The organism is Paenibacillus pinistramenti (genome assembly GCF_005869875.1).
GTDB classification, from domain to species: domain Bacteria; phylum Bacillota; class Bacilli; order Paenibacillales; family Paenibacillaceae; genus Fontibacillus; species Fontibacillus pinistramenti.
Genome location: NZ_VAWG01000003.1, coordinates 70,495 through 96,915, shown reverse-complemented (window position 1 = coordinate 96,915; position 26,421 = coordinate 70,495). Strand labels below are relative to the sequence as shown.

Genomic DNA, 26,421 nt, shown 5'->3' with positions numbered 1-26,421 from the left:
AGGGTGATCTCATGAACTCAGCGACTCCCGTTGTCGAGCTCAAAGGCATTACGAAACGCTTTCCAGGCGTCGTAGCAAATGACTCGATCAGCTTTAAGCTGTTTAAAGGTGAAATTCATGCACTGCTTGGTGAGAATGGCGCGGGTAAATCTACATTGATGAATATCGTCTTCGGTCTGTATCAACCGGATGAAGGCAGCATTGAAATTAATGGCGAGCCCGTTATTATAGATAATCCCAACAAGGCGATCGATCTTGGAATCGGAATGGTGCATCAGCATTTCAAACTGGTTGAACCTTTTACGGTTACAGAAAACATTATTTTGGGGATGGAGCCAAAGAAAGGCTCGAATCTGGACACGAAAACAGCTGCGGCCCGTATTCAGGAGCTGTCCGAACAATACGGCCTGCGGGTTGACCCATATGCCAAAATTCACGATATTTCGGTGGGGATGCAGCAGCGTGTCGAGATTTTGAAAACGTTATACCGCGGTGCGGATATCTTGATTTTTGATGAACCGACAGCGGTTTTGACTCCTCAAGAAATCACTGAGCTGATGGAGATCATGCGCAGACTGGTTGCTGAAGGTAAGTCAATCATTCTGATTACCCACAAGCTCAAAGAAATTATGCATATTTCGAATACAGTTACGATTATCCGCCGCGGCAAGGTGATTGACACGGTAAAAACATCTGAAGCATCGCCAAGCATTCTGGCGGAGAAAATGGTTGGCCGCAACGTGACTTTTAAAGTGGACAAGCGTGCTGCAGCACCAGGCGGGAACGTCCTTGAGGTACGCGACCTGTTTGTCAAGAACAAAGAGGGCGCAACCGTTCTTAACGGATTGAATCTTAATGTCCGGGCTGGGGAAATCCTGGGGATTGCCGGCGTAGACGGAAACGGCCAGACCCAGCTGATTGAAGCGCTGACCGGCCTCAGCAAAGTGGAGAGCGGCTCTATCCGGCTGAACGGCAAAGAGCTAGCCAATGCGACGCCCCGCCAAATCAGCGAGAGCGGGATAGCGCATATTCCGGAAGACCGGCATAAGCACGGTCTGGTGCTGGATTTTTCGATGAGTGAAAATATGGTGCTTGAAACGTACTATAAGGAACCGTACAGCAAGAGAGGTTTCCTGGATTATAATGCCATTAAGAAGCAGGCCCAGCGTTTGATTCAGGCATTTGACGTGCGTACTCCGAGCGCTGAAACAAAAGCCCGCTCCCTGTCGGGGGGGAACCAGCAGAAGGCAATTATAGCCCGGGAAATAGACAAAAATCCGGACGTGCTGATTGCGGCGCAGCCTACACGCGGACTTGACGTCGGGGCAATTGAATTTGTGCAAACCCAGCTGATTGCCCAGCGGGATCAAGGCAAAGCAGTGCTGCTGATCTCCTTTGAGCTGGATGAAATCATTAATGTATCCGACCGGATCGCGGTTATTTACGAAGGGCAAATCGTCGGCGAGGTGCTTCCTGAGCAGACCAACGACCAGGAGCTTGGCTTGATGATGGCGGGCAGTACGGTCGCCGGAGGTGTGAGACATGAGTAAAATTTTGAAATTATTTTCAGGCAGTGGAGCAATCTCTATTATTGCCATTGTGCTGGGGCTGATTGTTGGTGCTGTTGTTATGCTGATCGGGGGCTATGAGCCTCTGCTGGCTTACAAATCGCTGTTTAGCCAGGTATTCGGCAACACCTACGATTTCGGGGAAACGCTGCGTGAAATTACACCGCTGATCTTGACCGGTTTCGCCTTTGCTTTTGCAGCCCGGGCGGGATTGTTTAACATCGGCGGTGAAGGACAGTTTATTGTCGGGATGACTGCGGCCAGCGTAATCGGGATTAAGGTTCATGGTCTTCCTATTTATATTCACGCTCCTCTTGCAGTGATTGCAGGCGGGCTGTTTGGCGGCATTTGGGCAGCGCTGGTTGGCTACCTGAAAGCTAAACGCGGCGTTAACGAGGTTATTACAAGTATCATGCTGAACTGGATCGCGCTTTATCTGGCGAACTTTATTGTGAGACACTTCCTGTTGATGGAAGGCAAACAGCGTTCGGAAGATATTCTGCCTACAGCATCGGTTTCGTTCCCATGGCTGTCGGATCTGATGGACAGTGCCCGTATTCACTGGGGAATGCTCATTGCGGTTCTTTGCTCGGTATTCTTCTATTACTTCATGTGGAAGACGAAACAAGGCTTTGAGCTTCGCGCTGTCGGTAACAACCCGAACGCAGCTCAATATGCGGGGATGAACGTAGGCCGCAACGTCGTGAAAGCGATGTTTATCAGCGGAATCTTTGCCGGTCTTGCCGGCGCCTTTCAAATCCTGGGAGTATTCCATTACCAGTCCATCATGTCCGGTTCGCCCGGTACAGGCTTTGACGGCATCGCGGTGGGGCTTATCGGTATGAACAATCCGTTTGGTATTCTGCTCGGCGCCCTGTTGTTTGGTACTTTGACATATGGATCTGCAGGTATGAGCTTTGGTGCAGGTGTGCCTCCGGAATTGATCCGTATCGTTATCGGCTCGATCATTTTCTTTATTGCGGCACAAGGCATTGTGCGTGGGATTATCAAGCCGTTTTACTTTAAACGCAAGAAAGAGAAGGTGTTGTAAATGGATTGGGTAACGACACTGGGACAATTAATGAATACAACGCTTGTCTTTTCAACGGCGCTGATCTTTGCAGCTCTGGGCGGGATTTTCTCCGAGCGTTCCGGGGTTACGAACCTGGGCCTTGAAGGCTTCATGATGTTTGGAGCATTTGCGGCGGCTGTAGCCACTTATTATGCCGAAGATGCCGGAATGGGTTCCGCTGCGCCTTGGATTGGCTTGATTGCAGCTATCGTGCTTGGGGTTATCACCTCACTCATCCATGCGGTCGCCTCCATTACGTTTAAAGCGGATCAGACGATCAGCGGTATCGTAATCAACTTCCTTGCTGCAGGTGCTACGCTGTATTTTGTAAAGTTGATTTTTGACGGAAATGGCGAAACGCCTCTGCTGACGCAGGTCTTTAACAAAGTTGCCATTCCGGGCTTGTCGAGCATTCCGATTATCGGTGAAGGGCTGTTCCATAACTACCCTACGACCTACATTGCAATCGTTCTTGTGTTTGTTGCATTCTATGTGCTGTTTAAAACACCGTTCGGCCTTCGCCTCCGTGCGGTCGGCGAGCATCCCAGCGCAGCTGATACGGCCGGGATCAACGTCAACCGGATGCGTTATATCGGCGTAATGATCAGCGGCGCCCTGGCTGCATTGGGCGGAGCAACGGTTACGCTGACGACTACAAGTACCTTTGCGCACAATACGATTTCCGGTCAAGGTTATATCGCGATTGCGGCAATGATCTTCGGAAAATGGAATCCGATTGGCGCATTTGGGGCTGCGGCATTCTTTGGTCTGTCACAGGCTGTGCGGACCTACGTTACGCTGTTCTCCTGGTCCAAGGATATTCCTCAGGAATTCATCTACATGCTGCCGTACTTGCTGACGATTATCGTTCTGGTAGCGGCTGTCGGCCGCTCGGCGGCTCCTGCTGCATTGGGTCAGCCTTATGACCCGGGGAAACGCTGACGTTTGCTTTAACGCAGTTCAAGAACCGAACCCGCGAAGCTGATGCTTTGCGGGTTTATTATTTTTTACACATCATGCAGTGGATTTGTCAGATTCAGACGGAAGTTTATAAACCGGTGCAGCGGGTAATAACAGCCTATAGCCACTACATCTGAGGAGGTTATCGGCATGTCCAAAAAATGGATTGGTGTATTTACATCACCGGAAGATGCAATAGCTTCAGTTGGGGAGCTCAGAAAATTAGGGTTTGCGGAAGACCAGCTTTCTCTGCTGAGAAATTACAGGACGGAACTGCTGACGGAGCAAGACATTTCGGGCGTAAGATCTTTTGAAATCGGGGGCACCGATTCGGTCCTGACGATCGTTGAAATCATCGGGACGGAGCTTCCGGATAAAGAATCCGCTATTTTTGACCAGCATATGAATGAAGGACGTTATCTTCTTGTAGCCGATGAAGGCAGCCGGGAGAGCGGCGAGGTGTATCAGATCTTCCAGCGGCATAATGCCGTTTACTCCAATTATTTTGAAGACGGAGAAACAGCCGGGGAAGAGCACTTCTATGGTATTCAGAGCAGCGCGGATACGTACTACGGTGACCAGAAGGCCAACTTCAGCCACGGTCATGGAGGCGCAGAATAACACAATTCCAGGGTAAAATGCAGAGAATACAGAACAGAGGGACGCACCAGGAATCCCGCAAAGTTACAAATCGTCCTAAACAGCTCTTGCGATCAACCTTAGCATTGCCTATAATAGTCTATAGTGTTTTTGCCGGGTTTCCGGTATAGTTAATTCCATTAAACCAATAATGTAATGCGAAGATGGAGACAAGTAAGCAGTGCCTCTTTACAGGGAGGGAACGCCGCAGATTGAGAGCGTTTCTACAGAATCAGGCTGACTGAAATTCACTCCGGAGCAGTTCCTTGAACCGCCTGGTCCGTTTGGCAGGCTTCAGTAGAGGATACCGGCAGCGAACCGTTATTTCGATGAGTGAGAGATAAACTGCGAAAGTTTGCTTATTTATGGCTGGCAAACCGCCAAGTTGATCTCTAACAAGGGTGGTACCACGGTCTTTTCGTCCCTTTCCGGGAGAGAAGGCCTTTTTTGTTTGCAACCATTAATTAGGAGGTTTGACATGAGAGAACGTTTGGAACAGCTGAAGCAGGAAGCATTGTCCGAGCTGAGTGGAGCAGCGGATGCCGGTCAGCTAAATGATCTGAGAGTCAAGTACTTGGGCAAGAAAGGGGCCCTGACGGAAATCCTGCGCGGAATGGGTTCTTTAAGCGCGGAAGAGCGTCCTGTTATCGGGCAGGTGGGTAACGAGGTTCGCGGGGCCATTGAAGCTGTTATTGAAGAGAAGCAGCAGAAGTTTGAGCAGCTTGAAACGGAGCGCCGCCTTGCTGCTGAGAAGCTGGATGTTACGCTGCCGGGCCGCCCGCTGAAGCAGGGGGGCGTGCATCCGCTGAACCGGATTATCCAGGAGATCGAGGATATTTTTATCGGGATGGGCTACACGATTGCGGAAGGTCCTGAGGTTGAAACGGATTACTTCAACTTTGAAGCCTTGAATCTGCCTAAGAACCATCCGGCACGCGATATGCAGGATTCCTTCTATTTGACCGAGGATCTGCTGATGCGTACGCAGACGTCTCCGGTTCAGGCACGCACCATGAAAGCGATGGAAGGCGAAGTTCCGGTAAAAATCATCTGCCCGGGCAAAGTGTACCGCCGCGATGATGACGATGCAACCCATTCCTTCCAGTTCAATCAGATCGAAGGCCTTGTGATCGGCAAGAACATTCGGATGAGCGACTTGAAAGGAACACTGCTGCAGTTCAGCCGGAAAATGTTTGGGCCGAATACCCAGATTCGGCTTCGTCCAAGCTTTTTCCCATTCACTGAACCAAGTATTGAAGTTGACGTAACCTGCGTGAAGTGCGGCGGTAAAGGCTGCCGGGTATGCAAAAACTCAGGCTGGCTGGAGATCCTGGGCAGCGGCATGGTGCATCCGCGTGTGCTGGAAATGGGCGGTTATGATCCGGAGCAGTATACCGGGTTCGCGTTTGGTATGGGGGTAGAACGGATTGCGATGCTGAAATACGGCGTTGATGATATCCGTCATTTCTATAACAACGACATCCGCTTCCTGGAACAATTCGCCCGTCACTAATTGTATGGAGCCCAAAGCCCAAAGGAGATGTGAACAATGAAAGTATCAACCTCTTGGTTGTCTGATTATATATCGCTGGAAAATGTGGATATTAACGAGCTCGCAGAGCAAATTACCCGTTCCGGTATTGAAATTGACAGTGTGGAGTCCCTGAACAAAGGGGTAACCAAAGTCGTAGTCGGTTATGTCAAAACGAAAGAAAAGCATCCGGATGCGGATAAGCTGAATGTGGTTACGGTGGATGCCGGTCAGGAAGAAGAGCTGCAAATCGTCTGCGGTGCGAAAAATATTGACGCCGGGCAGAAGGTGCCGATTGCACTCGTTGGAGCGAAGCTTCCCGGCGGCCTGGAGATCAAGAAAGCGAAGCTGCGCGGTGTAGCGTCTCAGGGCATGGTTTGCTCCGCCAAGGAGCTTGGCCTGAACGACAAGCTGCTGCCAAAGGACCAGCAGGAAGGCATTCTGGTGCTTCCGCCGGAGACGACAATCGGCACTCCGATTGAGCAGATCTTGAATCTGAACGATCAGATTATGGACTTCGACTTGACGCCGAACCGTTCCGACTGTCTGAGCATGCTGGGAGCGGCTTATGAAGTAGGTGCCATTCTGGCGCGTGATGTGAAGCTGCCTGAAGCCAAAGTAGCAGAGAACGCTTCCCTTGCCTCGGATTCGATCTCTGTAAAAATAAGCAATCCGGAGCTGTGCAGCCATTTTGCCGTGCGGGTCATTTCCGGCGTGAAGATCGGCCCTTCTCCGCAGTGGATGCAAAACCGGCTGATGGCGGCAGGCGTCCGTCCGATCAACAATGTGGTTGACGTTACGAACTATGTCATGCTGGAGTATGGCCAGCCTCTCCATGCTTATGATGCTGACCGCATTGCAGGCAGCCAAATTGAAGTCCGCGCAGCCCTTGAGGGAGAAACGATTGAAACCCTGGATGGCCAGGAACGCAAAGTTCCGGCTGGCGCGCTGCTGATCGCAGATGCCGAGAAGCCGATCGGCCTTGCTGGCGTAATGGGAGGGGCTAACTCGGAGGTTACAGAGAATACGGTAAACATCGTGCTGGAATCCGCCAAATTCGACGGAGGTGCCGTACGGAAGGCATCGCGTCACTTTGGACTGCGTTCCGAAGCCTCCCAGCGGTTTGAGAAGGAAGTAGATCCTGCGCGGGTCATTCCGGCGCTTAACCGGGCGGCCGCGCTGATTGCAGAGTATGCAGGCTGCACCGTTCAGCAGGGAATTGTGGAAAGCGGCGGAGACGGAACCGAACCGCTCGTCATTCCGTTATCCCTGACCAAGCTGAATCAATTCCTGGGAACCGAGATTTCGTCCCTGGAGGCCAAGACGATTCTGGCAAGACTGCACTTCGAATGCGGAGATTTGCCGGATAATGTGCTGGAAGTGAAGGTTCCAACCCGCCGCGGCGATATTACCCGCGATGTAGATCTGATCGAAGAGGTGGCCCGTTTATACGGCTACGATAAAATTCCGACAACCGCGATTGAAGGACCTACAACACAGGGCGGTTACTCCAAGCCGCAGCTGCTTCGCCGCGGAATCCGCACGATGCTGACAAACGGCGGGCTGCAGGAAGTCATCAGCTACTCTTTTGCCAACCGGGAGGCTGAAACGCTGTTCCCGGCGTTGAGAGAGGGACGCCACTCCGTCAAGCTGGCCATGCCGATGAGCGAGGACCGCAGTGTGCTGCGCACAAGCCTGATCCCGCAGCTGGTGGACGTTGCCGTTTTTAACCGGAACCGGAAGCAGGAGAACTTGGCTTTGTTTGAGATCGGGTCCGTATTCCAGAACGAAGAGCCGGAACTTACGGTACAGCCGAAAGAAATTCCGATGCTGGGCATTCTGATCACAGGGCTCCGCCAGGAAAAACAATGGAATTCCGCGTCAGACAAAGTCGATTTCTATGACCTTAAGGGGGCGGTTGAATCGGTAGTGGGCTTCCTTGGACTTACCGGACAGATCACTTATGAGGCAGACCGTCCGGAAGGGTTCCACCCGGGCCGTTCGGCATCGATTTTCCTGGATAACAGCCACAGCAAGCAGCGGATCGGAGTTCTCGGCCAAATGCATCCGGATCTTCAGCGCAGCAAAGAGCTGGACGATACGTACGTGGCGGAGCTGAAGCTGGAGCCGTTGTTTACCGCAGATACACGGGCGATCGAATACCGCGATCTCCCAAGATTCCCTTCCGTCCAAAGAGATATTGCAGTTGTCGTAGCAAATGAAGTGACCGCTGCCAGCCTCATCAAAGCAATCGAGGACAGTGCGGGCGAGCTGCTGGAGAAGGTTCAGGTATTTGACGTGTTCACTGGCAGCAAGCTTGGCGAAGGGAAAAAGAGCATCGCTCTGTCCCTGGTATACCGGCATATGGAGCGTACGCTTACCGATGAAGAAATTACGGAAGTGCACGGACGCGCTGTTGCTGCGCTTGAGCAAACTTTCGGCGCAGAATTAAGAAAATAGGCAGGAATCAGAGAAGGCCGCATCGAATCCTCTTATTACAAGAGTGGGTTCGTGCGGTTTTCTTTTTTTACATACCCGCATTGAAGCTCATTCGGATTCTTTATAACAAAGACGGCTATGCCGTTTTCGAGCGTGCATCATTTACATCAGGAACAAACAGAAGAACGAAGGAGGCACAGCGTAGTGGCTAAATCAGAACGAGTCAGTGTTGCAGTTGAAATTTATGGAACATCCTATAAAATTGTCGGCAGTAACGCCGAATATATGAAGCAGGTTGCAAGTCATGTGGATGAGCGCATGCGTGCCATTGCGAAAGCCCATCAGTATTTGGATACCCCGCGGCTTGCGGTATTGGCCGCCGTTCATATGGCGGAAGAAGCGGTTCAAATTGAAGAGCTGCAGAGCCAGCTTTCCGAGCTTGCGGAGAGCAGGGAGGCGCTGAAGAGAGAAATAGCTGTTCTCCAGGAACAGGCAGTCAAGCAGCAGGAGCGTTACGTAAACCTGCAGGAGGAGCGTTCCCATCTGAAAGCTGAATCAGCTGAAGCGGCAGACAAGCTCGCAAAGCTGGAGAACAGCCTGAAGCAGCTGGAGGCAGCCGGCGAGCAGAAATCCGCAGCGCTTGCCGAGGCCGAGAAGATGGCTGGAGATCTGAAGAGCGCTAAAGGGCGGATCGAGGCGCAGCAGAAGAATCTGGAGATGGAGCTGAAGCAGTCGAAGGATGCGCAGTCTGCATTAATCCAGCAGCTGCAGGAAGCCCGCAGTCAGGAGACGGCCGTTTCAAACGAAGCGAAGCAGCTTAAGGAAGAGCTCGCTAAGCTTGAACAACAGCACAAGGAGAAGCTGACACAGCTGGAGAACCAGCATAAGGATAAACTTCTCCTGCTGGATAATCAGAATAAACAGGAACGGGCCAAGATCGAGCAGCAGTACAAATCCCGGCTGGAAAGCCTGGAGAAGCAGCTCAAAGACACCCAGGCCAACCTCGCAGCCTCCCATGAGGAGAAGCGCAGACTGAAGCAGCAGATGGAAAGCGCCGGACGCCGTGAAGAGCAGCTGTCTTTGGAATCGGCCCAGGCGGCAAAGGATGCGCAGACCTGGAGGGAGCTGGCAGATAGCCGGACTCAGGAGGTTGAACGGCTGGAGCAGAGCCTGCAGCAGGCTTCCGAGCATAATGAAGCGCTTGAGAACGGGTTGTCCGCTTACCAGGAGGAGCTGCAGTCGGTCAAAGAAGCAGCGGCGGCTGGAGAGAGCGAGCTGCAGCAGGCCCTTGCTGAAATAGAATCCATGATGGATGAGCGCCGAAGCCTGGCTGCTGAACGCGAGCAGCTGGCGGAAGAACAGTCTCATCTCAAAAAAGACCTTGCCCAGCATGCGGAAGAACTCCGCCAGGCGCTTTCCGAGCTTGATGCAGTGGTGGAAGAGCGGCGGAAGTGGGCTGCAGACAGAGACAAACTGTCGGAGGAGCTTAAAGAGCTGCAGGAGAAGCTAGCGGAGCGTGATGCTCAGCTGGCGCAGGTCTTTGCAGAGATGAACGGATTAACCGATGAGCTTGAAGAAGCGAGGCTGGCTGCGGAACGCAATGGTGAGCAGGCATTATCCGAAATGCAGAAAGCGCAGGACCTGAGCCGTCAGACAGATGAACTTCAGCAGGAAGTTGGGACGCTCAAGGCGGCACTCGAGCAGCAAGCCGGTGAAACGGAAGAATACGCTGCGCTGGTGGATGAACGGGAAGCTGAGCTCACATCCGAACGTGAGCAGTCTGCACGCCTGCGGAGCCTGGTGGAAGAAGCCGAGCAGAAAGAGCGTGCAAGGCTGGAAGCGGAAGAGGAGCTCCGCAGTCAAATGACGGAGTGGCAGCAGGAAGCGGCGGCAGGACGTGAACAAACGGAGCAGCTCATGAAGCGGGCAGAGGCTTCGGAAGAAGAGAGCAGGAAGCTCCAGGAGCAGCTGCAGCTGATCGGCGATCAGTTTGAAATGGTCTCGCATGAATACCGTCTGCTTCTGGCCGAGAAAGAACTGAATCTGGAGCGGGCTTCCAATCAGCAGGAAGAGCTGGAGAGCCTGAAAGTGGAATATGCGAAGCTCCAAAGAGAATATAACGAATGGATTGAACTGCTGGAACATGACCAGCTGTCCAAGTGAACCTAAAAAACCAAGCCTCGGAGTTAACCGCCGCAGGCTTGGCTTTTACAAGATTATTATTCGACGATTACTTGAGCGGTCATGTTCTTATGCCCTGGGCCGCACGGAATGGAACAGGACATTTCATACGTCCCCGGTTTATCCGGCGTAATGATGACTGAAGGGTGGGCCTGATCGAGTTTGACGTCAAGGTCCGGAATTTTTAAGCCATGATTACCGGCTGCGCTGTCCAGCGTAATTTCTACCGGAACTCCTTCTTTAAGATGATAGACCTGCTGGTCAAATTGGTAATTGACGGCTTTGACCTTCAAATGGGCCTCGGCCTTGCTGTCCGGCTTGTCCGTATTTTGGCTGCTCGCATCTTTAGTTCCTCTTGCGCAGGCCGTCAGAGACAGCAGGATCAGGCCAGTCAGCAGGAAGGCAAAACATTTTTGCATAGGGCACCTCTTTTTCAAATATCATCCACTTTATTTTAGTCGTTCCCGCTATAGAAATACACTTGCTATATACGTTATAATAACGATGTTCACCAATAGACAGGGAAATGACACGGTGATACCTCGTATGAACGGGATAACGGTGTCTTTTCGCGTTCTATCTTGCTTTTTTGCTGTTTTGCTAACTTCACTAAAGGTTAAAGTAGGCGATTTATATTCTCGGGATATCGAAAAAAAACTTTGCTGCTTTGTCATGGAACCGCAAGATTATGATCTTCTACTGGTTAACCGCGCTTCTCTTATTTGTTTCCGAGGCGATCTCCTGGTTGACTTCCTTTAAATCGAAAGAATCAAGCAGATTCTGGGGTAATAATGGCTTAATTTATATATCTGTAGACTTGTTTATTGTCCTCCTGCTTTGTGCCGTTGAGCTTTGGCTCAGGCGGGAGAAAAAGGTCTATCTGAAGCGGGCCGTATTGTTCTGCGGTCTTGTTCTCAGCTATGTCTTTTATTTTGTGCTGGATCCGATCGTGAACGGTTCGGAAATTATTTTAGTCATGCCGCTGATGACTTCCCTGGTCTATTTTGAGAAAATGCTCCTGAAATCGTTCGCAATTTTAAACATCGTTCTCTACCTGATTGTAACGCTGGTGCCGGCTGTTCTGCAATGGACGAGTTTCGATTCCGCAGATTTTGTGCTGGTCTTGACTGTGCTTCTCATAGGCTCCATGCTCGGTCAGAGTGTTATCATCCGTTCGCAGGAAATGCGAAAAGCGGTTGAAAGCTTGGTGAAGTCGGAACAGAAGCTGATCGTCGAGAAGGCCATATCCGACAAGCTGCTCAAAATTGATGCGCTTACGGGGCTTTATAATCACAAGACCTTTCATGAGTATATCGAGAATCTGATTCAGCATGCGGAAGCCAACGGTGTTCCTATCCATTTGGCGGTGCTGGATATCGATAATTTCAAGATGATCAATGATACGTTCGGCCATTGGGTTGGGGATATTGTGCTTAAAGAGGTGGCTGCCCGGGTGACGAAGCTGATCAGCCCGAATGATTTTGCAGCCCGGTATGGCGGAGAAGAGTTTGCTTTGATCTTTGCAGATACAACTGCTGAAGAGGCTCAAGGCTGCTGTGAAGCGATCCGGTCGGAGGTAGAACAGATGATTCTGCCGCAGCTGGAAGGTCGGAGCGTGACCATCAGCTCCGGGTTGTGCAGTTATTTTTCGGGAGACGGCAAGGAGAAGCTGTTCCGCAATGCGGATGGCTCGTTGTATCAGGCAAAACGCTCCGGCAAGAACAAGGTCGTTGTTTATCAGGAGCTCGGCAGCATGGTCACCATGCACATGTAGGTGCATGATTTAAACCCCTGGCCCGCAAGGCCAGGGGTTTAACCGTGAGGACAATAAATGGTCCCCTCTAAACTTATTTTCGGTCATGGGCGGCATTAAATGGAGTAGCAACAGGAATGAAGAGGTCAATGATCCCGATGACCAGTGCTGCAAGCAGGGCACCAATAACGGACACATGAACGCTGCTCACCATAAATTGGGCCAGCCAGATGACAAGGGCACTGACGATAAACCCGACAATTCCGCGTCCAAACGGGTTGACTCTTTTGCCAAAAATCCCTTCTATAATCCATCCCAGCAGGGCGATTACGAGAGCGAGCAGCAGCGCGCTTCCGAACGAGCCTACTGTGAATTGAGGGACCAGCCAGCCCACAACGAGAAGAACTAATGCGGAAACAATGAAACGGACAACATGTCCAAGGAAATGCATACCCAAATGTCCTCCTTTTACTGATTTAGCGGATATCGTTATCGGTTATAGCATGGACGAATTGGCGCAAAGTTATGTACGCGTCTGAAGCAAAGTTATGTACGCGTCTAAAATGGTGTTTTAGACCCTGCATTGTTTATAATAAATATAGTTTGAAAGTAAACGCTGTTCTGCAGAGACCACGGTTTATTTTCTGCAAGCGAAAGGAGCTGTACCTTCGTGAATCCAAAAGTGCTTAAAACGATGGAATACCATAAAATTATAGATACTTTAGCTCAATATACCGGGACGGAGCTCGGGCGGAATCTGGCTAAAGAGCTTAAGCCTGCAACCGAGCTGGACCAGGTGAAGCATTTGCTGCAGGCGACAGATGAAGCTGCGAAGGTCGACCGGCTGAAGGGCGCCCCGCCATTCGGAGGAATTGTCAACATTGTTCCGGCTGCCAAAAGAGCAAGAATAGGCGGAACGCTGAGCCCTCACGAACTGCACGGCATCGCCTCAACCCTGTCCGGAGGGCGCCGGGTGCGCCGCCATCTTGCTGCGCTTCATGAGAATGATCCGATCCCGCTGCTGTTCCGTCTGACGGAGGATTTAAGCGACCAGAAGGCGCTGGAAGATGAAATTAAACGCTGCATTGATGAGAATGCGGATGTGCTGGATTCGGCAAGTTCGGCTTTGGCCCAAATCCGCCGTGAGCTGCGCGGCGGCGAAGCCCGGATTCGTGAGAAGCTGGACGCGATGATCCGTTCCTCAAATGTATCCAAAATGCTCCAGGATCAGCTTATTACCATCCGCAACGACCGCTTTGTTATTCCGGTTAAAGCAGAATACCGCTCCTACTTCGGCGGCATTGTGCACGACCAGTCCGGTTCGGGAGCCACTTTGTTTATTGAACCGGAATCCATTGTGGCGATGAACAATAAGCTGCGCGAGACCAGACTGGCTGAGGAACGCGAGATTGAAGTGATTCTGCAGAAGCTGACTGCGTTGGTGGGCGAGCAGGCGGAGCTTTTGTATTATGACTGCGATATTCTGGCGGAGCTGGATTTTATATTTGCCAAAGCCAAGCTTGCACGGGAAATGAAGGCTTCGCTGCCGATCATGAATGACCGCGGGTTCCTGAAGCTCAAGAAGGGCCGTCATCCATTGATTCCGGCTGATAAAGTTGTGCCTTTGGATATCGAACTCGGCAATCACTACACTTCCATCATCGTGACTGGCCCCAATACCGGCGGTAAGACGGTATCGCTGAAGACCATTGGACTGCTCAGCCTAATGGCCATGTCCGGATTGTTTATTCCTGCTGAAGACGGCAGCCAGCTCTGCGTATTTGATGCTATTTACGCCGACATCGGAGATGAGCAGAGCATTGAGCAGAATCTCAGTACCTTCTCGAGCCACATGACCAACATCATCAGCATCTTGAACACCATGTCGCCAAAGAGCCTTGTGCTGCTGGATGAGCTTGGTGCAGGGACTGACCCGGCGGAAGGTTCAGCGCTGGCGATCGCTATTCTGGATTATATTCATTCGCTTGGCTGCCGGATGGTTGCTACCACACACTACAGTGAGCTGAAGGCTTATGCTTACGAGCGCAAAGGCGTCATCAACTCCAGTATGGAGTTCGATGTGAACACGCTCAGCCCGACCTACAGGCTGCTGATCGGCGTGCCGGGGCGAAGCAACGCTTTTGCGATTGCCGAGAGACTCGGATTATCGACTTCCATCCTAGACTTCGCGCGGGGAGAGGTTAAGGAAGACGACCTCAGGGTGGAAAATATGATCGCTTCGCTTGAGCAGAACCGTTTAAGTGCGGAACACGAGCGGGAGCAGGCTGAGAAGCTGCGCAAAGAGATGGAAAGTCTCCGGAGCAAGTATGAGCAGGACCTCGAAAAACTCGAAGAGCAGCGCGATAAACGGATCGAGAAAGCAGAAGCGGACGCAAGGGCAATTGTCGATAAAGCTCGGGATGAGGCCCAAACCATCATTGAAGACCTCCGCAAGCTTGCGCTGGAGGAAGGGGCATCGGTCAAAGAGCATAAGCTGATCGCCGCCCGCAAAGCGCTGGATGAAGCTGCTCCGGCGCAGCGCAAGAAAGCTCCGGCCGTGCGCAAAGCGCTGAAGCAGCGCCAGATCGGCCCCGGCGATGAAGTGCGGGTATACAGCTTGAATCAGAAGGGGCATGTCGTTGAGCTGGCGGGCAAAGATGCGGTCGTTCAGCTGGGGATTATGAAGATGAAAGTCAGCCTGGATGATTTGGAGCTGATTCCGCAGGATCAGACAGCCAAGGCTCCGCAGAGAACGGTGACGAATGTGAAACGAACGAAAGACGATTCGGTTCGCACCGAGCTGGATCTGCGCGGCTCCAATCTGGAAGAAGCTCTTATTGAAGTGGATCGTTTCCTGGACGAAGCCTTTCTGGCGAACCTGGGTCAGGTGTACATTATTCACGGCAAAGGCACAGGAGTGCTGCGGTCGGGCATGCAAGAATACTTGCGCAGACACAAGCATATAAAGAGCTATCGGCTGGGCAATTACGGGGAAGGCGGCGCAGGCGTCACGGTTGCCGAGCTTAAATAGGCACGAGGGGGTAGTTGCCCTGGACACGATTGATCAGCTGCTGGCATTTCCATTTGGACATACCGTAGGAATATTATCGTTAGCCGTTCTGGAGCTGGTGGTATTTCTGGCCTGTTTCGAAGCGCTCACGTCTTACAACTGCTGGGAAGAGATTGCCTCCGGGAATATGGCGGCCGCGCTGGCAACAGGGGGGAAGATCGCAGGAATCTGCGTTATTCTCCGCTCTGCGGCTGCTTACCCCGGGATAAATGAATTTATCCTGTGGTCCAGTCTGGGCACATTACTGCTCTTTATCGTGTATCTGTTATTTGAATTTTTCACCCCCGTATTTAAAATTGACGAAGAGATCCGGGCGCGGAATACGGCGGCAGGGGTCATCTCGATGACCATCTCGATCCCGCTGGCGCTTGTGATTGCAGCGTGTTTAGTCTAGACAAAGTAGGAAGGAATGAAGAAAGATGGAGACAACCATTTGTCCATGGTGCCAGACCGAAATTGTATGGGACGAGGAGATCGGCCCGGAGGAAGAATGCCCGCACTGCCAAAATGAGCTGAAAGGTTACCGGACTTTGAGCGTGACTTTAGGCGAAGATGAAGAGGAGCTTGATGAGGAGTTTGAAGAAGAGCATCGTCATCAGCATCAGCATCAGCATCATTCGGAATCCGATTCGGAAGAAAGCTCTTGGGAGGAAGAAGATGAGGAAGCAGGCTACAGAACTCAATCGCAGGGTTTAACCCGGCTGCCTTCTCTGCCAGGCGGTGAAACAGATCTGCTTGCTTACGAGTCCGCCATTGGCAGAATTCTGGAGGTTCAGGATCAAATGCCGGAGTGCCCGCACTGCCGGGAGTATATGATTCACAGCGGACAAAATCAGGTGGAGCCGGACGTTTACAGCTCGATCATTCCTGCCGGAATGAAGCACTCCTTGCTTGAAGCTCCTTTCCGCATGAACGTATATGTTTGTCCTTCTTGCTTTCATATCAGCACTTTTCTGGCTGATGAAGACCGTGTACGTTTTGCAAGTCAGGTGCAGAAAGCCGCAGAGAACGAATAATTTTCGTTTAAGCACAGACGGCGCAATCTGAGTCTTAGGACGCCCCTTCACAGGGGCGTTTTTTTATGACCTGCTGCGGGCAGGCGACGGCCTGGAGGACCGCTTCAGCGCATACAGCTCCAAATCCGGGCTGCGCTCTCCCATTATGGCCTGCGTAATCAGCCTGGCGGCGATATAACTGTAGACGGCCCCGTTCCCGCCGTACCCCTCCATAAACCAGCAGCCCGGATAATCGGGATGTTCTCCGATAAACGGCAGTCCGTCCCGGCTCTGCCCGAAGACGGCTCCCCAGGCATATTCCGCTTTGACCCCGGCAGCTTGAGGAAAAAGCTCCGCGAGCCGCTCCAGCAGTACTTCGCTCCGGCTTCTGAAGCGGGCTTCATCCAAGCCTGACGGGCTCAGCTGCTCATCCAGACCGCCCACGATAATCCGGTGATCGGGAGTCGTCCGCAAATAAAGATAGGGACGGGCAGATTCCCAGATCAGACATTTTTCATGCCACTGATCCAGAAACGAAACGGGTTCGGTTACAAGAGCGAAGGACTGCGTCAGATAAGCCCCGCGGTCTCTTCGGATTTCCTGCGATTCATAACCGGCTGCAATGATGACATGATTTGCGGTAATGACATGTTCTCCGCTCCTGCAGCGGACATGATTGCCCTCATGGTGGAAGCCGGTCACAGGACTGTTCTCATAAATTTCTGCTCCCTTTGCGGCTGCAGAGGTCATTAAGGCGTGGATCAGGCGGTAAGGATTCAGCTCCGCATCCCCGGATGTGTAGATAGCCCCCGGCTTGGCGAACGGAAACCGGCTTGCGATCTCCCCGCGGTTCAGCCACTCAGCTGGCAAACCATACCGGTGAAGGGTTTCATATTCTTCGTACAGATCAGCCAAATCCTCATCACTGCTGGCAAAATACAGGCTGTTCCGGGGGAACATTTCGCCAGCGCCGCCAAGCTCTCTATCCATGTCCAGCAGCCCTTTGACCGCATCAAGGCATGATTTGTAAAAGCGGACGCCTTGTTCCTCGCCAAAGGTATGTATGCAGGAAGTCAGCGTTTTGTCGCTGGTGTACTGGATCAAACCGGTGTTTGCGCTGGAGCTGCCGGAGGCAATCCGCTGCTTCTCAAGCAGGATCACCTGCCTTCCGGATTTGGCCAGCGTACAGGCGGCGAGTGCTCCGCTTAATCCGCCTCCAATGATCAGCACTTCACACTGAACGTTCCGGGAAAGGGAGGGATACTGGTGTACCTGGCCTGCCATTGCCGGCCAATATAAAGTTCCCGAATGAAGCAGCATTTAATCCACAACCTTTCTTAAGTAATGAACAGCATTTATGAACAGCATTTGTGAACAGCATTTGTAAGGAACAGCCCGCCTTTGACGGAACCTCGGTTAATCTAACATAATGCCCAGGATAAGGGACATAATAAGCTGTGTTCATTTTACAAAGGAGGATGAATCAGGTGAACAACAATCAACAAATGCAGGCTTTGTCCTGCAAAGAGCTGGAGTATATCGCAGACTGTATTTCCAATGAGAGCATGCAGATCAAGCTGTGCAGCACAATTGCGGCCCAGTCTCAGAACCAGGCGGTTCGTCAAGCCTGCCAACAGTATGTACAAACGCATGAGCAGCATATGCAAATGCTGTCCGACTGTCTTCGTCAGCATGAGCAGCTTGCGCCTGCGCAGGTTCAATAAAGGGATAAGGAGAGATGATGATGACAAATCAACTGCTTACCGAAAAAGACCTTCTTGGCACCACCCTTGCCGATCTGCGGCGTTCGGTCCGCGAGTATGCTACAGCTGCAACCGAATCTTCCTGTCCGATGGTCCGCCAGATGTTCACCCAGCTGACCGACAGCACCTTGAAGCTTCAGGGGGACATGTATCAGCTGATGGCAAGCAACAATATGTACAGCGGAGTATCAAAGGCAGGACGCCAGGAAGTTTCGAAGCGGCTGCAGTCTGCCCAGCAGACAATGGCCCAGGATCAGCAGTTTGTTCAGCAGCAAATGGCCGGCAGCATGGGTGCCCAAATGTCTTCTATGCAGAATCAAATGAGCGGGGCCCCTACTCTATAGCTAACCTTTTTTGCAGGAGAAGAATCTATCGTTTACTGAATGCTAAAGTGCCGCCTACCTGGACAATCTTCCACGGGATGGCGGTTTTTCTTTGCAGGAACCGGTAATTCATGTAATATAGTTAATAAAACTTCAGCAGGCTTAGGAGGGACACATGAAGGTATTAAGCGAACTTAAACAAAAGCTGATTGAGCTTCTCAGAGAGGATGCGAGGTACACGCCCGAGCTTCTTGCGACAATGCTGGGCGCATCCGAGGAAGAGGTCAAAACGGCGATTCAGGAGCTCGAGCAGGAGCATATCATCGTTAAATACGCAACCGTCGTCAACAGCAGCAAGCTGGATGATGAGAAGGTGACCGCTTTGATCGAGGTTCAGATAACACCTGAACGCGGCAGAGGGTTTGACAGCATAGCGGAACGGGTCTATTTGTACCCGCAGGTAAAATCCGTTTACCTGATGTCTGGCGCCTACGACCTGCTGGTGGAAGTGGAAGGGCGCAACCTGAAGGACGTTGCGAGCTTTGTTTCCCAGAAGCTGTCCACCCTTGAATCCGTATTGTCCACCAAAACCCATTTTATTTTGAAGAAATATAAACAAGACGGCGTTATTTTTGAAGATCATGAAGAAGATCACCGTCTTATGATATCTCCGTAAAGGATGTAATGAGATGATAGTGAACTCTGATAATAAAACAGACCGTACTGAAGAGAAGAAATCCATGCTGGATTATCTGGCCCCGCAGGTTCGTCAGATCCAGCCTTCGGGTATCCGGAAGTTCTTTGATCTGGTGAGCGGAAACAAGGACATCATTACGCTTGGCGTGGGAGAACCCGACTTTGTGACTCCGTGGCATGTTCGGGAAGCCTGCGTTTATTCATTGGAGCGCGGTTTTACCCGGTATACTTCCAATTCCGGCACCCCCGAGCTGCGCGAAGCTATCGCTCAATATTTGTATGACAATTTCAGCGTCGCCTATGAACCCAAGGATGAAATCCTGGTAACGGTCGGCGGAAGTGAAGCGATTGACCTTGCTTTGCGCGCGCTTATCTCGCCCGGCGATGAAATTTTAATTCCTGAACCAAGCTATATTACGTATTCTCCGATCACCACCATCAGCGGCGGAGTCCCAGTCGGGATTGAGACGTTCGCCAAGGACCAGTTTAAGCTCCAAGCCGAGCAGCTGGAAGCGGCCATTACGCCGAAATCCAAGGTGCTGGTGCTCAGCTATCCAAGCAATCCGACGGGCGGCATTATGACTTATGAGGACTGGCTGCCGATTGCCAAAATAGTGGAGAAGCATGACCTTATTGTCATTTCGGATGAAATTTACGCCGAGCTCACTTACTTAGGGAAGCATGTCAGCTTCGCTTCTGTACCCGGCATGAGAGACAGAACAATTCTGGTCAGCGGATTCTCGAAGGCTTTTGCAATGACCGGCTGGAGAATGGGATATGTCTGCGGACATCCCGATTTGATCTCTGCGATGCTCAAGATCCACCAGTACACCATTATGTGTGCGCCGGCAATGGGGCAGGTGGCCGCGCTTGAAGCGTTAACGAACGGCATGGAGGAGAAGGACCGGATGGTCGATTCCTACAACCAGCGCCGCCGGCTTGTGGTTCAAGGATTCCGGGATATCGGCCTGGAATGCCACGAACCGCAGGGTGCCTTCTACGCGTTTCCGAGCATCCAGTTAACCGGGCTCAGCTCTGATGAATTCGCACAGCGCCTGTTGAGGGAAGCTAAAGTGGCGGCTGTTCCGGGAGATGTGTTTGGACTCGGCGGAGAAGGGTACCTGCGCTGCTCCTATGCAACCTCGGTCTCTCAGCTGAACGAAGCGATCCACCGGATTGGCGAATTTGTCCGTAAGCTGGGATAAGCTTTCAGACAAATTTACAAAAGTTTCAATTTTTAATTGAACACTGGATGTGCGGCGTGTTATAATTAGTGTTCGAGGGCTTTTTTTAAGTTTATTTATTGCTGTTAAATTAGGCTAGGTTATGTTAAGTTATGTTAATTTTGTGTTTTGTTCTGCCCAAGGAAGGGCAAGGGAATCATTCAAGGAGGAGTGGGACAATGAGTTGCGGGGAATACAATTTGCCTAATTATATTGGAAGTATGCTTGCTGAGAACAGCAGTAACAATTGGATGTTTGAGAACCAAAGCATCTCCACTCCGGCCCGTAAGCTCTCCTTGGAGGATGAAATCAGACTGCTTAGAAGCAGGATGGAGAAGATTTTTATGGAGGAGCAGTCTTTTACGTCAGATATTGTCGTTGAGATCAGCACCCTTCTGGATCTTAAAATTAACGAATACATGAAGGCCCGAAGCGGCCAATGGAACCAATAATCCGGATTGTAAATTTGCGATAGGATGATTTGTGATATGATGTGGGAAGATCCTGTTAATCGGGGTCTTCTTTTTGTTGAATACGGCTAAAGACATAGAAAGGCAGGGCTTCAAGCGATGAAAATGTATACGCGCACGGGTGACCTGGGACAAACCTCGGTCATTGGCGGAAGAGTCCGCAAAGACGACTTGCGAGTGGAAGCCTACGGCACTCTGGATGAACTAAACAGCTTTGCCGGCCAGGCAGCCGCCCTTGCAGACAGCGGGGAGTTTGCGCCTTTGAAGGAGCAGCTGATCCGGATTCAGCATGAACTATTTGACTGCGGGTCGGATCTGGCTTATGTGAATCCCGCCGAGCAGGGCTTTAAGGTTCATTCCGGACTGGTCCAGAATCTCGAAGCCTGGATTGACTCCTGGGAGGAGGAGCTGCCCGCGCTTGAGCGGTTTATTCTGCCGGGAGGATCCTTGCTGGCCGCGTCTCTTCACGTCTGCAGGACGGTATGCCGGAGGGCGGAACGCCGCGTCATTTCCCTGGCGGCCGATGCCGAAACGGAGAGCAATGCCGAAGTGATCCGGTATTTGAACCGTCTGTCCGATTATTTCTTCACAGCGGCCCGGCTGGCGAACGTGAAAGCGAGTGTTCCGGAGACCGAATATGAACGCAGCGGAAAGGTGTTTCGATAACCCGATTATGAACGATTATTATAGTCCGATTACTTATTCGGTCACGGCTGCTGAAGAGGGCTGGCTGCTTAAGACCGTGCTGAGCAGAAGGCTCGGGGTCTCACGCAAGCTGATGTCGCGCCTGAAGCTGACCGAGCTTGGGATCACGTTAAATGGAGTGCGGGAATATATCAGCGTTAAGGTCAAGGAAGGCGATGAAGTTGCGATCCGGCTGGAGCAGGAGACATCGGAGGACATCCTGCCCCAGCCTATTCCGTTCGAAATCCTGTACGAGGACGAAGCGCTGCTCATCATTAACAAACAGCCGGGCATCATCGTCCATCCGACCCACGGCCATTATACGGAGACGCTGGCCAACGGCGTCGTTTATTACTGGCAGGAGCGCGGGGAGCGGTTCCGCTTCCGTCCGGTCCACCGGCTGGACCAGGAGACAAGCGGTGTGCTGGCCGTTGCCAAGAACGCCTACGTTCACCAGCATATTTCAGAGCAGATGATTGCCGGAACCGTGCTGAAAAAGTACACGGCGCTCGTGCACGGCACCCCGCCCGCCGCAGAGGGCAGGATCGACGGTCCGATTGACCGCGATCCCCTGGATCCGCACCGCCGGATCGTCACCGAAAGCGGGTATCCCGCTTTGACGCTGTACAAGGTGCGGGAGAGCTGCGCAGCCAGCTCGCTCGTAGAGCTGCAGCTGGGGAGCGGCCGGACCCATCAGATCCGGGTCCATATGACCTCCATCGGCTGTCCGCTGATCGGCGACAAGATGTACAGCTATGACACGCTCGCGCTCCCTGAGCCGCAGCGTGAAGCCGCCGCGGAGCTGGACGCGGCCATCGGCCGGCAGGCGCTGCATGCCGAGCAGCTTGGCTTTGTGCACCCTCTTACGGGTGAAGAGGTGCGGTTTACTGCGCCTTTTCCGCCGGATATGGTGCAGCTGCAGCAATTTTTAAAGAAGAAGAGGTAGAGAACATGAGCAAGCTTACGGTTTATCACTATCCCAAATGCGGCACCTGCCGGAATGCGGTGAAATGGCTGCAGTCCCATGGACATGAGCTGGACCTGCGTCATATTGTGGAGGCGCCGCCATCCCCCGCTGAGCTGGACCATCTGGTCACTCAGAGCGGGTTTGAGCTGAAGAAGTTCTTCAACACCAGCGGCGAGGTGTACCGGGGCATGGGCTTGAAGGATAAGCTGCCCGGACTCTCAAGAGAAGAGCAGCTGGAGCTGTTAGCGTCTAACGGGATGCTCATTAAGCGGCCGGTTGTCACAGACGGCGAACGGGTAACCGTCGGATTCAAAGAGGATGAATTTGCCGCCGTATGGGGCTGAGGAACTATGGTAGTATAGAAGACAGCTGGTTAAAGACAGATCGTGCTTTAAACTATCATTTTTATAAGGAGAGAGAGAATTGACCGAAAGCAAGCAAGAAACCCTGCTGCTGGTGGATGGAATGGCTTTGATGTTCCGGGCCTACTACGCTTCCGCGGTAACGGGCTATATCCGCCGGACAAAAGCGGGGCTGCCGACAAACGCCGTATATGGCTTTATGCGTTACTTCTGGGATGCTGTGGAGAAATTTGCGCCGACCCATGTCGCCTGCTGCTGGGATCTCGGCAGTAAAACCTTCCGCACGCAGCAGTACCCTGCCTACAAAGGCAACCGCTCGGAAGCGCCGGATGACCTGATTCCGCAGTTCAGCGTTATTCGGGACGTGATGGACAGCCTCGGAGTGCCGAACATCAGCTCGGAGGGATATGAGGCGGACGACTGCATTGGCACCTTGGCCGCGCAGTACAGCCAGTCGATGGACGTGATTGTGCTGACGGGTGACCATGATATGCTTCAGCTGATTAACGAGCGGACAAGCATTGCCATTATGAAAAAAGGCCACGGCAACTACTTCGTATACACGCCGCAAAGCCTGTTCGAAGAACGGCAGCTTACGCCTGCCCAGATTATTGATATTAAAGGCCTGATGGGCGATCCGAGCGATAATTATCCCGGTGTGCGGGGCATTGGCGAGAAAACGGCGCTGAAGCTTGTCCAGGAATTCGAGAACGTGGAAGGAATTCTGGCCAATCTGGATAAGCTGTCCAAGGGCATACGCACAAAGATTGAAGCCGATCTTGAGATGCTGCATCTTTCAAGGGACCTGGCATCCATCCGCTGTGACATTGAGCTGGTATGCGATCTGGAGGCGTGCCTCTGGTCGCTTGATCCGCATGCGGTCGTGTCCAAGTTTGAAGAGCTGGAGATGAAGAGCATCTGCTCCTGGATGGGAGTAGAGGCGCTTTGAGCTTCCTGTTTACCAAAGGGTTTAAGTTTAAGTCTAAGTATATATCCTCCAAATTCCCGCGAAAAAGCTTGCGGCGCAGCCTCCTGACCGCAGCCGCAGCGATTCTTCTCTTTCAGGCAGCTTCAGCGGTTCCCCAGCCGGCGGACGCGGCAGGCTCGATTCAGGCTGCAGTCCGGACCGTCAAAGTTTCAGGGACAACCTTCACTGTCCGCACGGTCAAGATCCCGAAGGGCACGCCAGTGACGGTGGGGCTGGCCAAACGCCAGGTCGGCCAAACGGACACCCTGGCTTCAATCGTCAAGAGCTACAAGGCGGAAGCCGCCATTAACGGGGCGTTCTTTAACGCCTACGGCGGCCCGGCTGATCCTTACGGCACGCTGATTATTAATGGACAGATCGCCCATATCGGGCGTTACGGCACTACGATAGGCTTCCGCCGGGACGGAACTGCCGTTATGGATACCGTGCGGCCTTCCTTAACGGGCAAGGTTACGGGAACGGACGACAGGGCGAAGAGCTGGTACGCGACTTTCGTTAACCGGACACCGGATGCAGGGGCGAATAATACGATCCTGTTTACGCCTGACAGAGGTTCAAAGGTTGGCTTCAACGGCGGCATCGCTGTTACGGTCAGCGCGGGAGTGGTGACCCGCAAGGCAGCCAATGCGAACACCGCTATCCCGAAGGATGGATTTGTGCTAGTGTTCAGCGGTACAGAGAAGACGATGGCGGAGCGCTTCACCGTGGGAAGCCGTGCAGAGTGGAGTATGTCTTACACCAACCAGGCGGGGACAACGCTGGACTGGTCGGATGTGCAGACGGCGGTCGGCGCCGGTCCAAGACTGGTTACGGATGGAATAGTTACGCTGAATGCGAAAGCGGAGGGCTTCACCGATCAGAAAATATTGACGGCATCCGCGGCCCGCAGCGGAATTGCCATCCTGCCGGACGGCTCCATTCTGCTGGCGACGGTGAATGGTGCAACGATGACGCAGTGGGCGTCTGTCATGAAGGCGTTAGGAGCCAAGCAGGCGATGAACCTGGACGGAGGAGCCTCCACGGGGTTGTATGCCGGAGGCAAAACGCTGACCCCGGCAGGGCGGCTGCTCAGCAGCATGCTGGTATTCGGCAGTCAAGTGACGAAATAAGTAAGCCGTCAATCCGTAAAATGCGGCTCTCCAAGCACCTGATGCAGGAAGCCGGCGAGCTCAGCCTCCTCCTCTTCGGTCAGTCCGTAGATGGAGGACAGATAACCTTCGGTCACCAGATCGTCGGAGCCGAGAATGGCTGTTCTGCCGTTTTGCAGATCGGCGACGAGCTTCTTGCCGTAGAACCGGCTGGTTGTGGTTACAGCCAGATCAAACCGTTTTAAGGACGGGCCGATAAAGGTTACAAAGCGGGTGGACGTCTGCTCGGTGCTGTCCGACAGATAATCAAGATCGTGATCAAATGAGTGCATGGAAGTGCCTCCTCTAATTATTATTCATATTATTCTTCTTATATTTACCTGCATATCGTCATATCGCCATATCGTCGTATATTATAGCTAAAAAAGCGCTTTCGGAAAAGGAAAGCCTTTCTATTGACTGTTAGGAAAAATATGGTATCATGTTTTACAACAGTATACGTCTATCGGGGAAGCACCTCTCTTGCATGCAGGAGAGGTGCTTTTTTGTGTTCTCAGAAGACACGGTCCAGGGAAGTGTGCTGAATATAAGGAGGTGTAAGGATGCGTATCGTATTTTTAAACACAATGGAGAGAAGGCAGCAGAACAGACCTGAGCTTGCAGATACCGCACAGGTTTGGATTGGCGAGGAAGGCGGGCTTTGGCGGATTGGCTGGGATGAAGAAGGAGCAGCAGGCGGGAAGGGCCAGCTTTGGTACGAAGGCGGCTCGTGGTCGGATATGCTCAGCCACTACCGGTATCAGCTGGCAGCCAAGCTGTCAGACGGATTCCGTCCGGTGATCAGCGGCATTTTTCATGAGGATGAAGGCATCAGGGGCACATCTGCCCAGAAGCTGTACTGCTACAGCGAATTAAACGGCAGCGAGGAGATTTATTTGGAGCTGTCTGCCTGGCGGCGCCGGAAGGCTGCAGCGGCCGGCAAGGCTCCATACCTGGTCGCAAGCAACCGGCTGCTCCGCCTGATCAGCGCATTTCTGCCGAAGACAAAGGAAGAGCTGACGCAGCTTCCCGGGCTTGGCGAGGTCAAGGCCGCGGAATACGGAGAAGAGATGCTTGCGGTGACGGCTGCCTATGAAAGGGACTGGCATTTTCCGCTGGACTGGGTGGAGCAGGAGCTGGACGAAGAGACCTTCCGCAGCTGGACCTACAGGCAGAAGGAAGCCCGCTATAAAGCAGAAATTGAGCGCTCCGCAATGAGAAAGCGGCTGCTCGAGGGAATAGGGGAAGGATACAGCCTTGAGCAGATTCAGGAAAGCACGGGCCTATCCAGACGGGAAGCGATTGAACAGCTGGAGCAGCTGGAGAAGGAAGGCTATGACACGCAGGAATTGGTTGAGCGTGAGCTGTCCGGCCTGCCGGATCTGGAGCAGAGTGCTATCCGGGAGGCTTATCTGGCATTAGGCGACGCCCTGCTCAAGCCTGTAATGCAGCAGGTGTACGGGAGCGAAGCCATGCAGCAGGGCGGCCCGGATCTCGAGCGGCGCTACGAATGGCTGCGGTTAATGCGCATCCGGCACCGCAGGGAAGCACAAAGCAAAGTGCAGAGCGCATAAACCAATAAGGGCGAGGTCTGCCTCCGAAAGTTACGG

Annotated in this window: 26 protein-coding genes; 22 read left to right on the top strand and 4 right to left on the bottom strand. The window is 52.5% G+C overall.

Annotation, left to right across the window (positions count from 1 at the left end; genetic code table 11):
• The first annotated feature begins 11 nt into the window (after positions 1-11).
• The 7 genes from FCN15_RS06095 to zapA all read left to right on the top strand — a co-directional run bounded on the left by FCN15_RS06095 (position 12) and on the right by zapA (position 10,372).
• On the top strand, positions 12-1,550 hold the full coding sequence (locus FCN15_RS06095; protein ID WP_138494119.1) for an ABC transporter ATP-binding protein: 1,539 nt from the start codon (positions 12-14) through the stop codon (positions 1,548-1,550).
• Positions 1,543-2,619, top strand: coding sequence for an ABC transporter permease (locus FCN15_RS06090; protein ID WP_138494118.1), 1,077 nt, complete (start codon positions 1,543-1,545; stop codon positions 2,617-2,619). Before FCN15_RS06095 ends, FCN15_RS06090 begins: the two co-directional genes overlap by 8 nt.
• On the top strand, positions 2,620-3,582 hold the full coding sequence (locus FCN15_RS06085) for an ABC transporter permease (protein WP_138494117.1): 963 nt from the start codon (positions 2,620-2,622) through the stop codon (positions 3,580-3,582). It begins immediately after the preceding gene.
• A gap of 168 nt (positions 3,583-3,750) precedes the next feature.
• Positions 3,751-4,221, top strand: a complete 471-nt coding sequence (locus FCN15_RS06080) for a hypothetical protein (RefSeq protein WP_138494116.1) — start codon at positions 3,751-3,753, stop codon at positions 4,219-4,221.
• A 496-nt stretch (positions 4,222-4,717) separates the two neighbouring features.
• Positions 4,718-5,752, top strand: a complete 1,035-nt coding sequence (gene pheS, locus FCN15_RS06075; protein WP_138494115.1) for a phenylalanine--tRNA ligase subunit alpha — start codon at positions 4,718-4,720, stop codon at positions 5,750-5,752.
• A 36-nt stretch (positions 5,753-5,788) separates the two neighbouring features.
• Entirely contained in the window at positions 5,789-8,230 is a 2,442-nt protein-coding gene (gene pheT, locus FCN15_RS06070) for a phenylalanine--tRNA ligase subunit beta (protein WP_138494114.1), read from the top strand.
• Between the two features lie 183 nt (positions 8,231-8,413).
• Positions 8,414-10,372, top strand: coding sequence for a cell division protein ZapA (zapA, locus tag FCN15_RS06065; protein ID WP_162515299.1), 1,959 nt, complete (start codon positions 8,414-8,416; stop codon positions 10,370-10,372).
• A 56-nt stretch (positions 10,373-10,428) separates the two neighbouring features.
• Here zapA and FCN15_RS06060 read toward each other — a convergent pair whose 3' ends face one another.
• Positions 10,429-10,809, bottom strand: a complete 381-nt coding sequence (locus tag FCN15_RS06060) for a cupredoxin domain-containing protein (protein WP_138494112.1) — start codon at positions 10,807-10,809, stop codon at positions 10,429-10,431.
• Positions 10,810-11,057: 248 nt separating this feature from the next.
• On the opposite strand from FCN15_RS06060, the gene FCN15_RS06055 reads away from it, so the two are divergent.
• Complete coding sequence (locus FCN15_RS06055; RefSeq protein WP_162515298.1) at positions 11,058-12,164, top strand: GGDEF domain-containing protein; 1,107 nt, start codon at positions 11,058-11,060, stop codon at positions 12,162-12,164.
• Positions 12,165-12,237: 73 nt separating this feature from the next.
• Here FCN15_RS06055 and FCN15_RS06050 read toward each other — a convergent pair whose 3' ends face one another.
• Complete coding sequence (locus tag FCN15_RS06050) at positions 12,238-12,594, bottom strand: phage holin family protein (RefSeq protein ID WP_138494110.1); 357 nt, start codon at positions 12,592-12,594, stop codon at positions 12,238-12,240.
• A 219-nt stretch (positions 12,595-12,813) separates the two neighbouring features.
• On the opposite strand from FCN15_RS06050, the gene FCN15_RS06045 reads away from it, so the two are divergent.
• The 3 genes from FCN15_RS06045 to FCN15_RS06035 are packed head-to-tail and all read left to right on the top strand — an operon-like array spanning position 12,814 to position 16,229.
• Positions 12,814-15,174, top strand: coding sequence for an endonuclease MutS2 (locus FCN15_RS06045; RefSeq protein WP_138494109.1), 2,361 nt, complete (start codon positions 12,814-12,816; stop codon positions 15,172-15,174).
• Positions 15,158-15,607, top strand: coding sequence for a DUF350 domain-containing protein (locus FCN15_RS06040; protein ID WP_238996532.1), 450 nt, complete (start codon positions 15,158-15,160; stop codon positions 15,605-15,607). Before FCN15_RS06045 ends, FCN15_RS06040 begins: the two co-directional genes overlap by 17 nt.
• Before the next feature lie 25 nt (positions 15,608-15,632).
• Positions 15,633-16,229 carry a hypothetical protein gene (locus tag FCN15_RS06035; RefSeq protein ID WP_138494108.1) on the top strand — a complete coding sequence of 199 codons (597 nt, stop codon included), beginning with the start codon at positions 15,633-15,635 and terminating at the stop codon, positions 16,227-16,229.
• 63 nt (positions 16,230-16,292) lie between these two features.
• Here the strand turns inward: FCN15_RS06035 and FCN15_RS06030 are convergent, their stop codons facing one another.
• On the bottom strand, positions 16,293-17,492 hold the full coding sequence (locus tag FCN15_RS06030) for an NAD(P)/FAD-dependent oxidoreductase (protein ID WP_238996531.1): 1,200 nt from the start codon (positions 17,490-17,492) through the stop codon (positions 16,293-16,295).
• A gap of 203 nt (positions 17,493-17,695) precedes the next feature.
• Between FCN15_RS06030 and FCN15_RS06025 the strand changes: the two genes are divergently transcribed.
• The 10 genes from FCN15_RS06025 (at position 17,696) to FCN15_RS05980 (ending at position 24,793) form a co-directional block, all read left to right on the top strand.
• Positions 17,696-17,932: a hypothetical protein gene (locus FCN15_RS06025; protein ID WP_420819550.1), complete on the top strand. Its 237-nt coding sequence runs from the start codon at positions 17,696-17,698 to the stop codon at positions 17,930-17,932.
• Between the two features lie 20 nt (positions 17,933-17,952).
• Complete coding sequence (locus FCN15_RS06020) at positions 17,953-18,315, top strand: spore coat protein (RefSeq protein WP_238996530.1); 363 nt, start codon at positions 17,953-17,955, stop codon at positions 18,313-18,315.
• Positions 18,316-18,469: 154 nt separating this feature from the next.
• Positions 18,470-18,970: an Lrp/AsnC family transcriptional regulator gene (locus FCN15_RS06015; RefSeq protein WP_138494105.1), complete on the top strand. Its 501-nt coding sequence runs from the start codon at positions 18,470-18,472 to the stop codon at positions 18,968-18,970.
• Between the two features lie 13 nt (positions 18,971-18,983).
• Positions 18,984-20,195, top strand: a complete 1,212-nt coding sequence (locus tag FCN15_RS06010; RefSeq protein ID WP_138494104.1) for an aminotransferase class I/II-fold pyridoxal phosphate-dependent enzyme — start codon at positions 18,984-18,986, stop codon at positions 20,193-20,195.
• 197 nt (positions 20,196-20,392) lie between these two features.
• The gene (locus FCN15_RS06005) at positions 20,393-20,665 is read left to right on the top strand and encodes an aspartyl-phosphate phosphatase Spo0E family protein (protein WP_138494103.1); all 273 of its coding nucleotides are present in this window, start codon (positions 20,393-20,395) and stop codon (positions 20,663-20,665) included.
• 117 nt (positions 20,666-20,782) lie between these two features.
• Positions 20,783-21,349, top strand: coding sequence for a cob(I)yrinic acid a,c-diamide adenosyltransferase (locus FCN15_RS06000; RefSeq protein WP_138494102.1), 567 nt, complete (start codon positions 20,783-20,785; stop codon positions 21,347-21,349).
• A gap of 7 nt (positions 21,350-21,356) precedes the next feature.
• Positions 21,357-22,313, top strand: a complete 957-nt coding sequence (locus FCN15_RS05995) for an RluA family pseudouridine synthase (RefSeq protein ID WP_138494283.1) — start codon at positions 21,357-21,359, stop codon at positions 22,311-22,313.
• Between the two features lie 5 nt (positions 22,314-22,318).
• Positions 22,319-22,678 carry an arsenate reductase family protein gene (locus tag FCN15_RS05990; RefSeq protein WP_138494101.1) on the top strand — a complete coding sequence of 120 codons (360 nt, stop codon included), beginning with the start codon at positions 22,319-22,321 and terminating at the stop codon, positions 22,676-22,678.
• 79 nt (positions 22,679-22,757) lie between these two features.
• Positions 22,758-23,645, top strand: a complete 888-nt coding sequence (locus FCN15_RS05985; protein ID WP_138494100.1) for a 5'-3' exonuclease — start codon at positions 22,758-22,760, stop codon at positions 23,643-23,645.
• The gene (locus FCN15_RS05980) at positions 23,642-24,793 is read left to right on the top strand and encodes a phosphodiester glycosidase family protein (RefSeq protein ID WP_238996529.1); all 1,152 of its coding nucleotides are present in this window, start codon (positions 23,642-23,644) and stop codon (positions 24,791-24,793) included. Before FCN15_RS05985 ends, FCN15_RS05980 begins: the two co-directional genes overlap by 4 nt.
• A gap of 8 nt (positions 24,794-24,801) precedes the next feature.
• Here the strand turns inward: FCN15_RS05980 and FCN15_RS05975 are convergent, their stop codons facing one another.
• Positions 24,802-25,104 carry a DUF3055 domain-containing protein gene (locus tag FCN15_RS05975; RefSeq protein ID WP_138494099.1) on the bottom strand — a complete coding sequence of 101 codons (303 nt, stop codon included), beginning with the start codon at positions 25,102-25,104 and terminating at the stop codon, positions 24,802-24,804.
• A 270-nt stretch (positions 25,105-25,374) separates the two neighbouring features.
• Between FCN15_RS05975 and FCN15_RS05970 the strand changes: the two genes are divergently transcribed.
• Positions 25,375-26,385 carry an HRDC domain-containing protein gene (locus tag FCN15_RS05970; RefSeq protein WP_138494098.1) on the top strand — a complete coding sequence of 337 codons (1,011 nt, stop codon included), beginning with the start codon at positions 25,375-25,377 and terminating at the stop codon, positions 26,383-26,385.
• Positions 26,386-26,421: the final 36 nt, after the last annotated feature.

What these genes read in the sequence shown, in the direction of transcription:
- FCN15_RS06095 (WP_138494119.1), top strand. Translation starts at nt 12, where the DNA reads ATGAACTCAGCGACTCCCGTTGTCGAGCTCAAAGGCATTACGAAACGC.
- FCN15_RS06090 (WP_138494118.1), top strand. Translation starts at nt 1,543, where the DNA reads ATGAGTAAAATTTTGAAATTATTTTCAGGCAGTGGAGCAATCTCTATT.
- FCN15_RS06085 (WP_138494117.1), top strand. Translation starts at nt 2,620, where the DNA reads ATGGATTGGGTAACGACACTGGGACAATTAATGAATACAACGCTTGTC.
- FCN15_RS06080 (WP_138494116.1), top strand. Translation starts at nt 3,751, where the DNA reads ATGTCCAAAAAATGGATTGGTGTATTTACATCACCGGAAGATGCAATA.
- pheS (WP_138494115.1), top strand. Translation starts at nt 4,718, where the DNA reads ATGAGAGAACGTTTGGAACAGCTGAAGCAGGAAGCATTGTCCGAGCTG.
- pheT (WP_138494114.1), top strand. Translation starts at nt 5,789, where the DNA reads ATGAAAGTATCAACCTCTTGGTTGTCTGATTATATATCGCTGGAAAAT.
- FCN15_RS06060 (WP_138494112.1), bottom strand. Translation starts at nt 10,809, where the DNA reads ATGCAAAAATGTTTTGCCTTCCTGCTGACTGGCCTGATCCTGCTGTCT.
- FCN15_RS06050 (WP_138494110.1), bottom strand. Translation starts at nt 12,594, where the DNA reads ATGCATTTCCTTGGACATGTTGTCCGTTTCATTGTTTCCGCATTAGTT.
- FCN15_RS06035 (WP_138494108.1), top strand. Translation starts at nt 15,633, where the DNA reads ATGGAGACAACCATTTGTCCATGGTGCCAGACCGAAATTGTATGGGAC.
- FCN15_RS06030 (WP_238996531.1), bottom strand. Translation starts at nt 17,492, where the DNA reads ATGGCAGGCCAGGTACACCAGTATCCCTCCCTTTCCCGGAACGTTCAG.
- FCN15_RS06020 (WP_238996530.1), top strand. Translation starts at nt 17,953, where the DNA reads ATGACAAATCAACTGCTTACCGAAAAAGACCTTCTTGGCACCACCCTT.
- FCN15_RS06015 (WP_138494105.1), top strand. Translation starts at nt 18,470, where the DNA reads ATGAAGGTATTAAGCGAACTTAAACAAAAGCTGATTGAGCTTCTCAGA.
- FCN15_RS06010 (WP_138494104.1), top strand. Translation starts at nt 18,984, where the DNA reads ATGATAGTGAACTCTGATAATAAAACAGACCGTACTGAAGAGAAGAAA.
- FCN15_RS06005 (WP_138494103.1), top strand. Translation starts at nt 20,393, where the DNA reads ATGAGTTGCGGGGAATACAATTTGCCTAATTATATTGGAAGTATGCTT.
- FCN15_RS06000 (WP_138494102.1), top strand. Translation starts at nt 20,783, where the DNA reads ATGAAAATGTATACGCGCACGGGTGACCTGGGACAAACCTCGGTCATT.
- FCN15_RS05995 (WP_138494283.1), top strand. Translation starts at nt 21,357, where the DNA reads ATGAACGATTATTATAGTCCGATTACTTATTCGGTCACGGCTGCTGAA.
- FCN15_RS05990 (WP_138494101.1), top strand. Translation starts at nt 22,319, where the DNA reads ATGAGCAAGCTTACGGTTTATCACTATCCCAAATGCGGCACCTGCCGG.
- FCN15_RS05975 (WP_138494099.1), bottom strand. Translation starts at nt 25,104, where the DNA reads ATGCACTCATTTGATCACGATCTTGATTATCTGTCGGACAGCACCGAG.
- FCN15_RS05970 (WP_138494098.1), top strand. Translation starts at nt 25,375, where the DNA reads ATGCGTATCGTATTTTTAAACACAATGGAGAGAAGGCAGCAGAACAGA.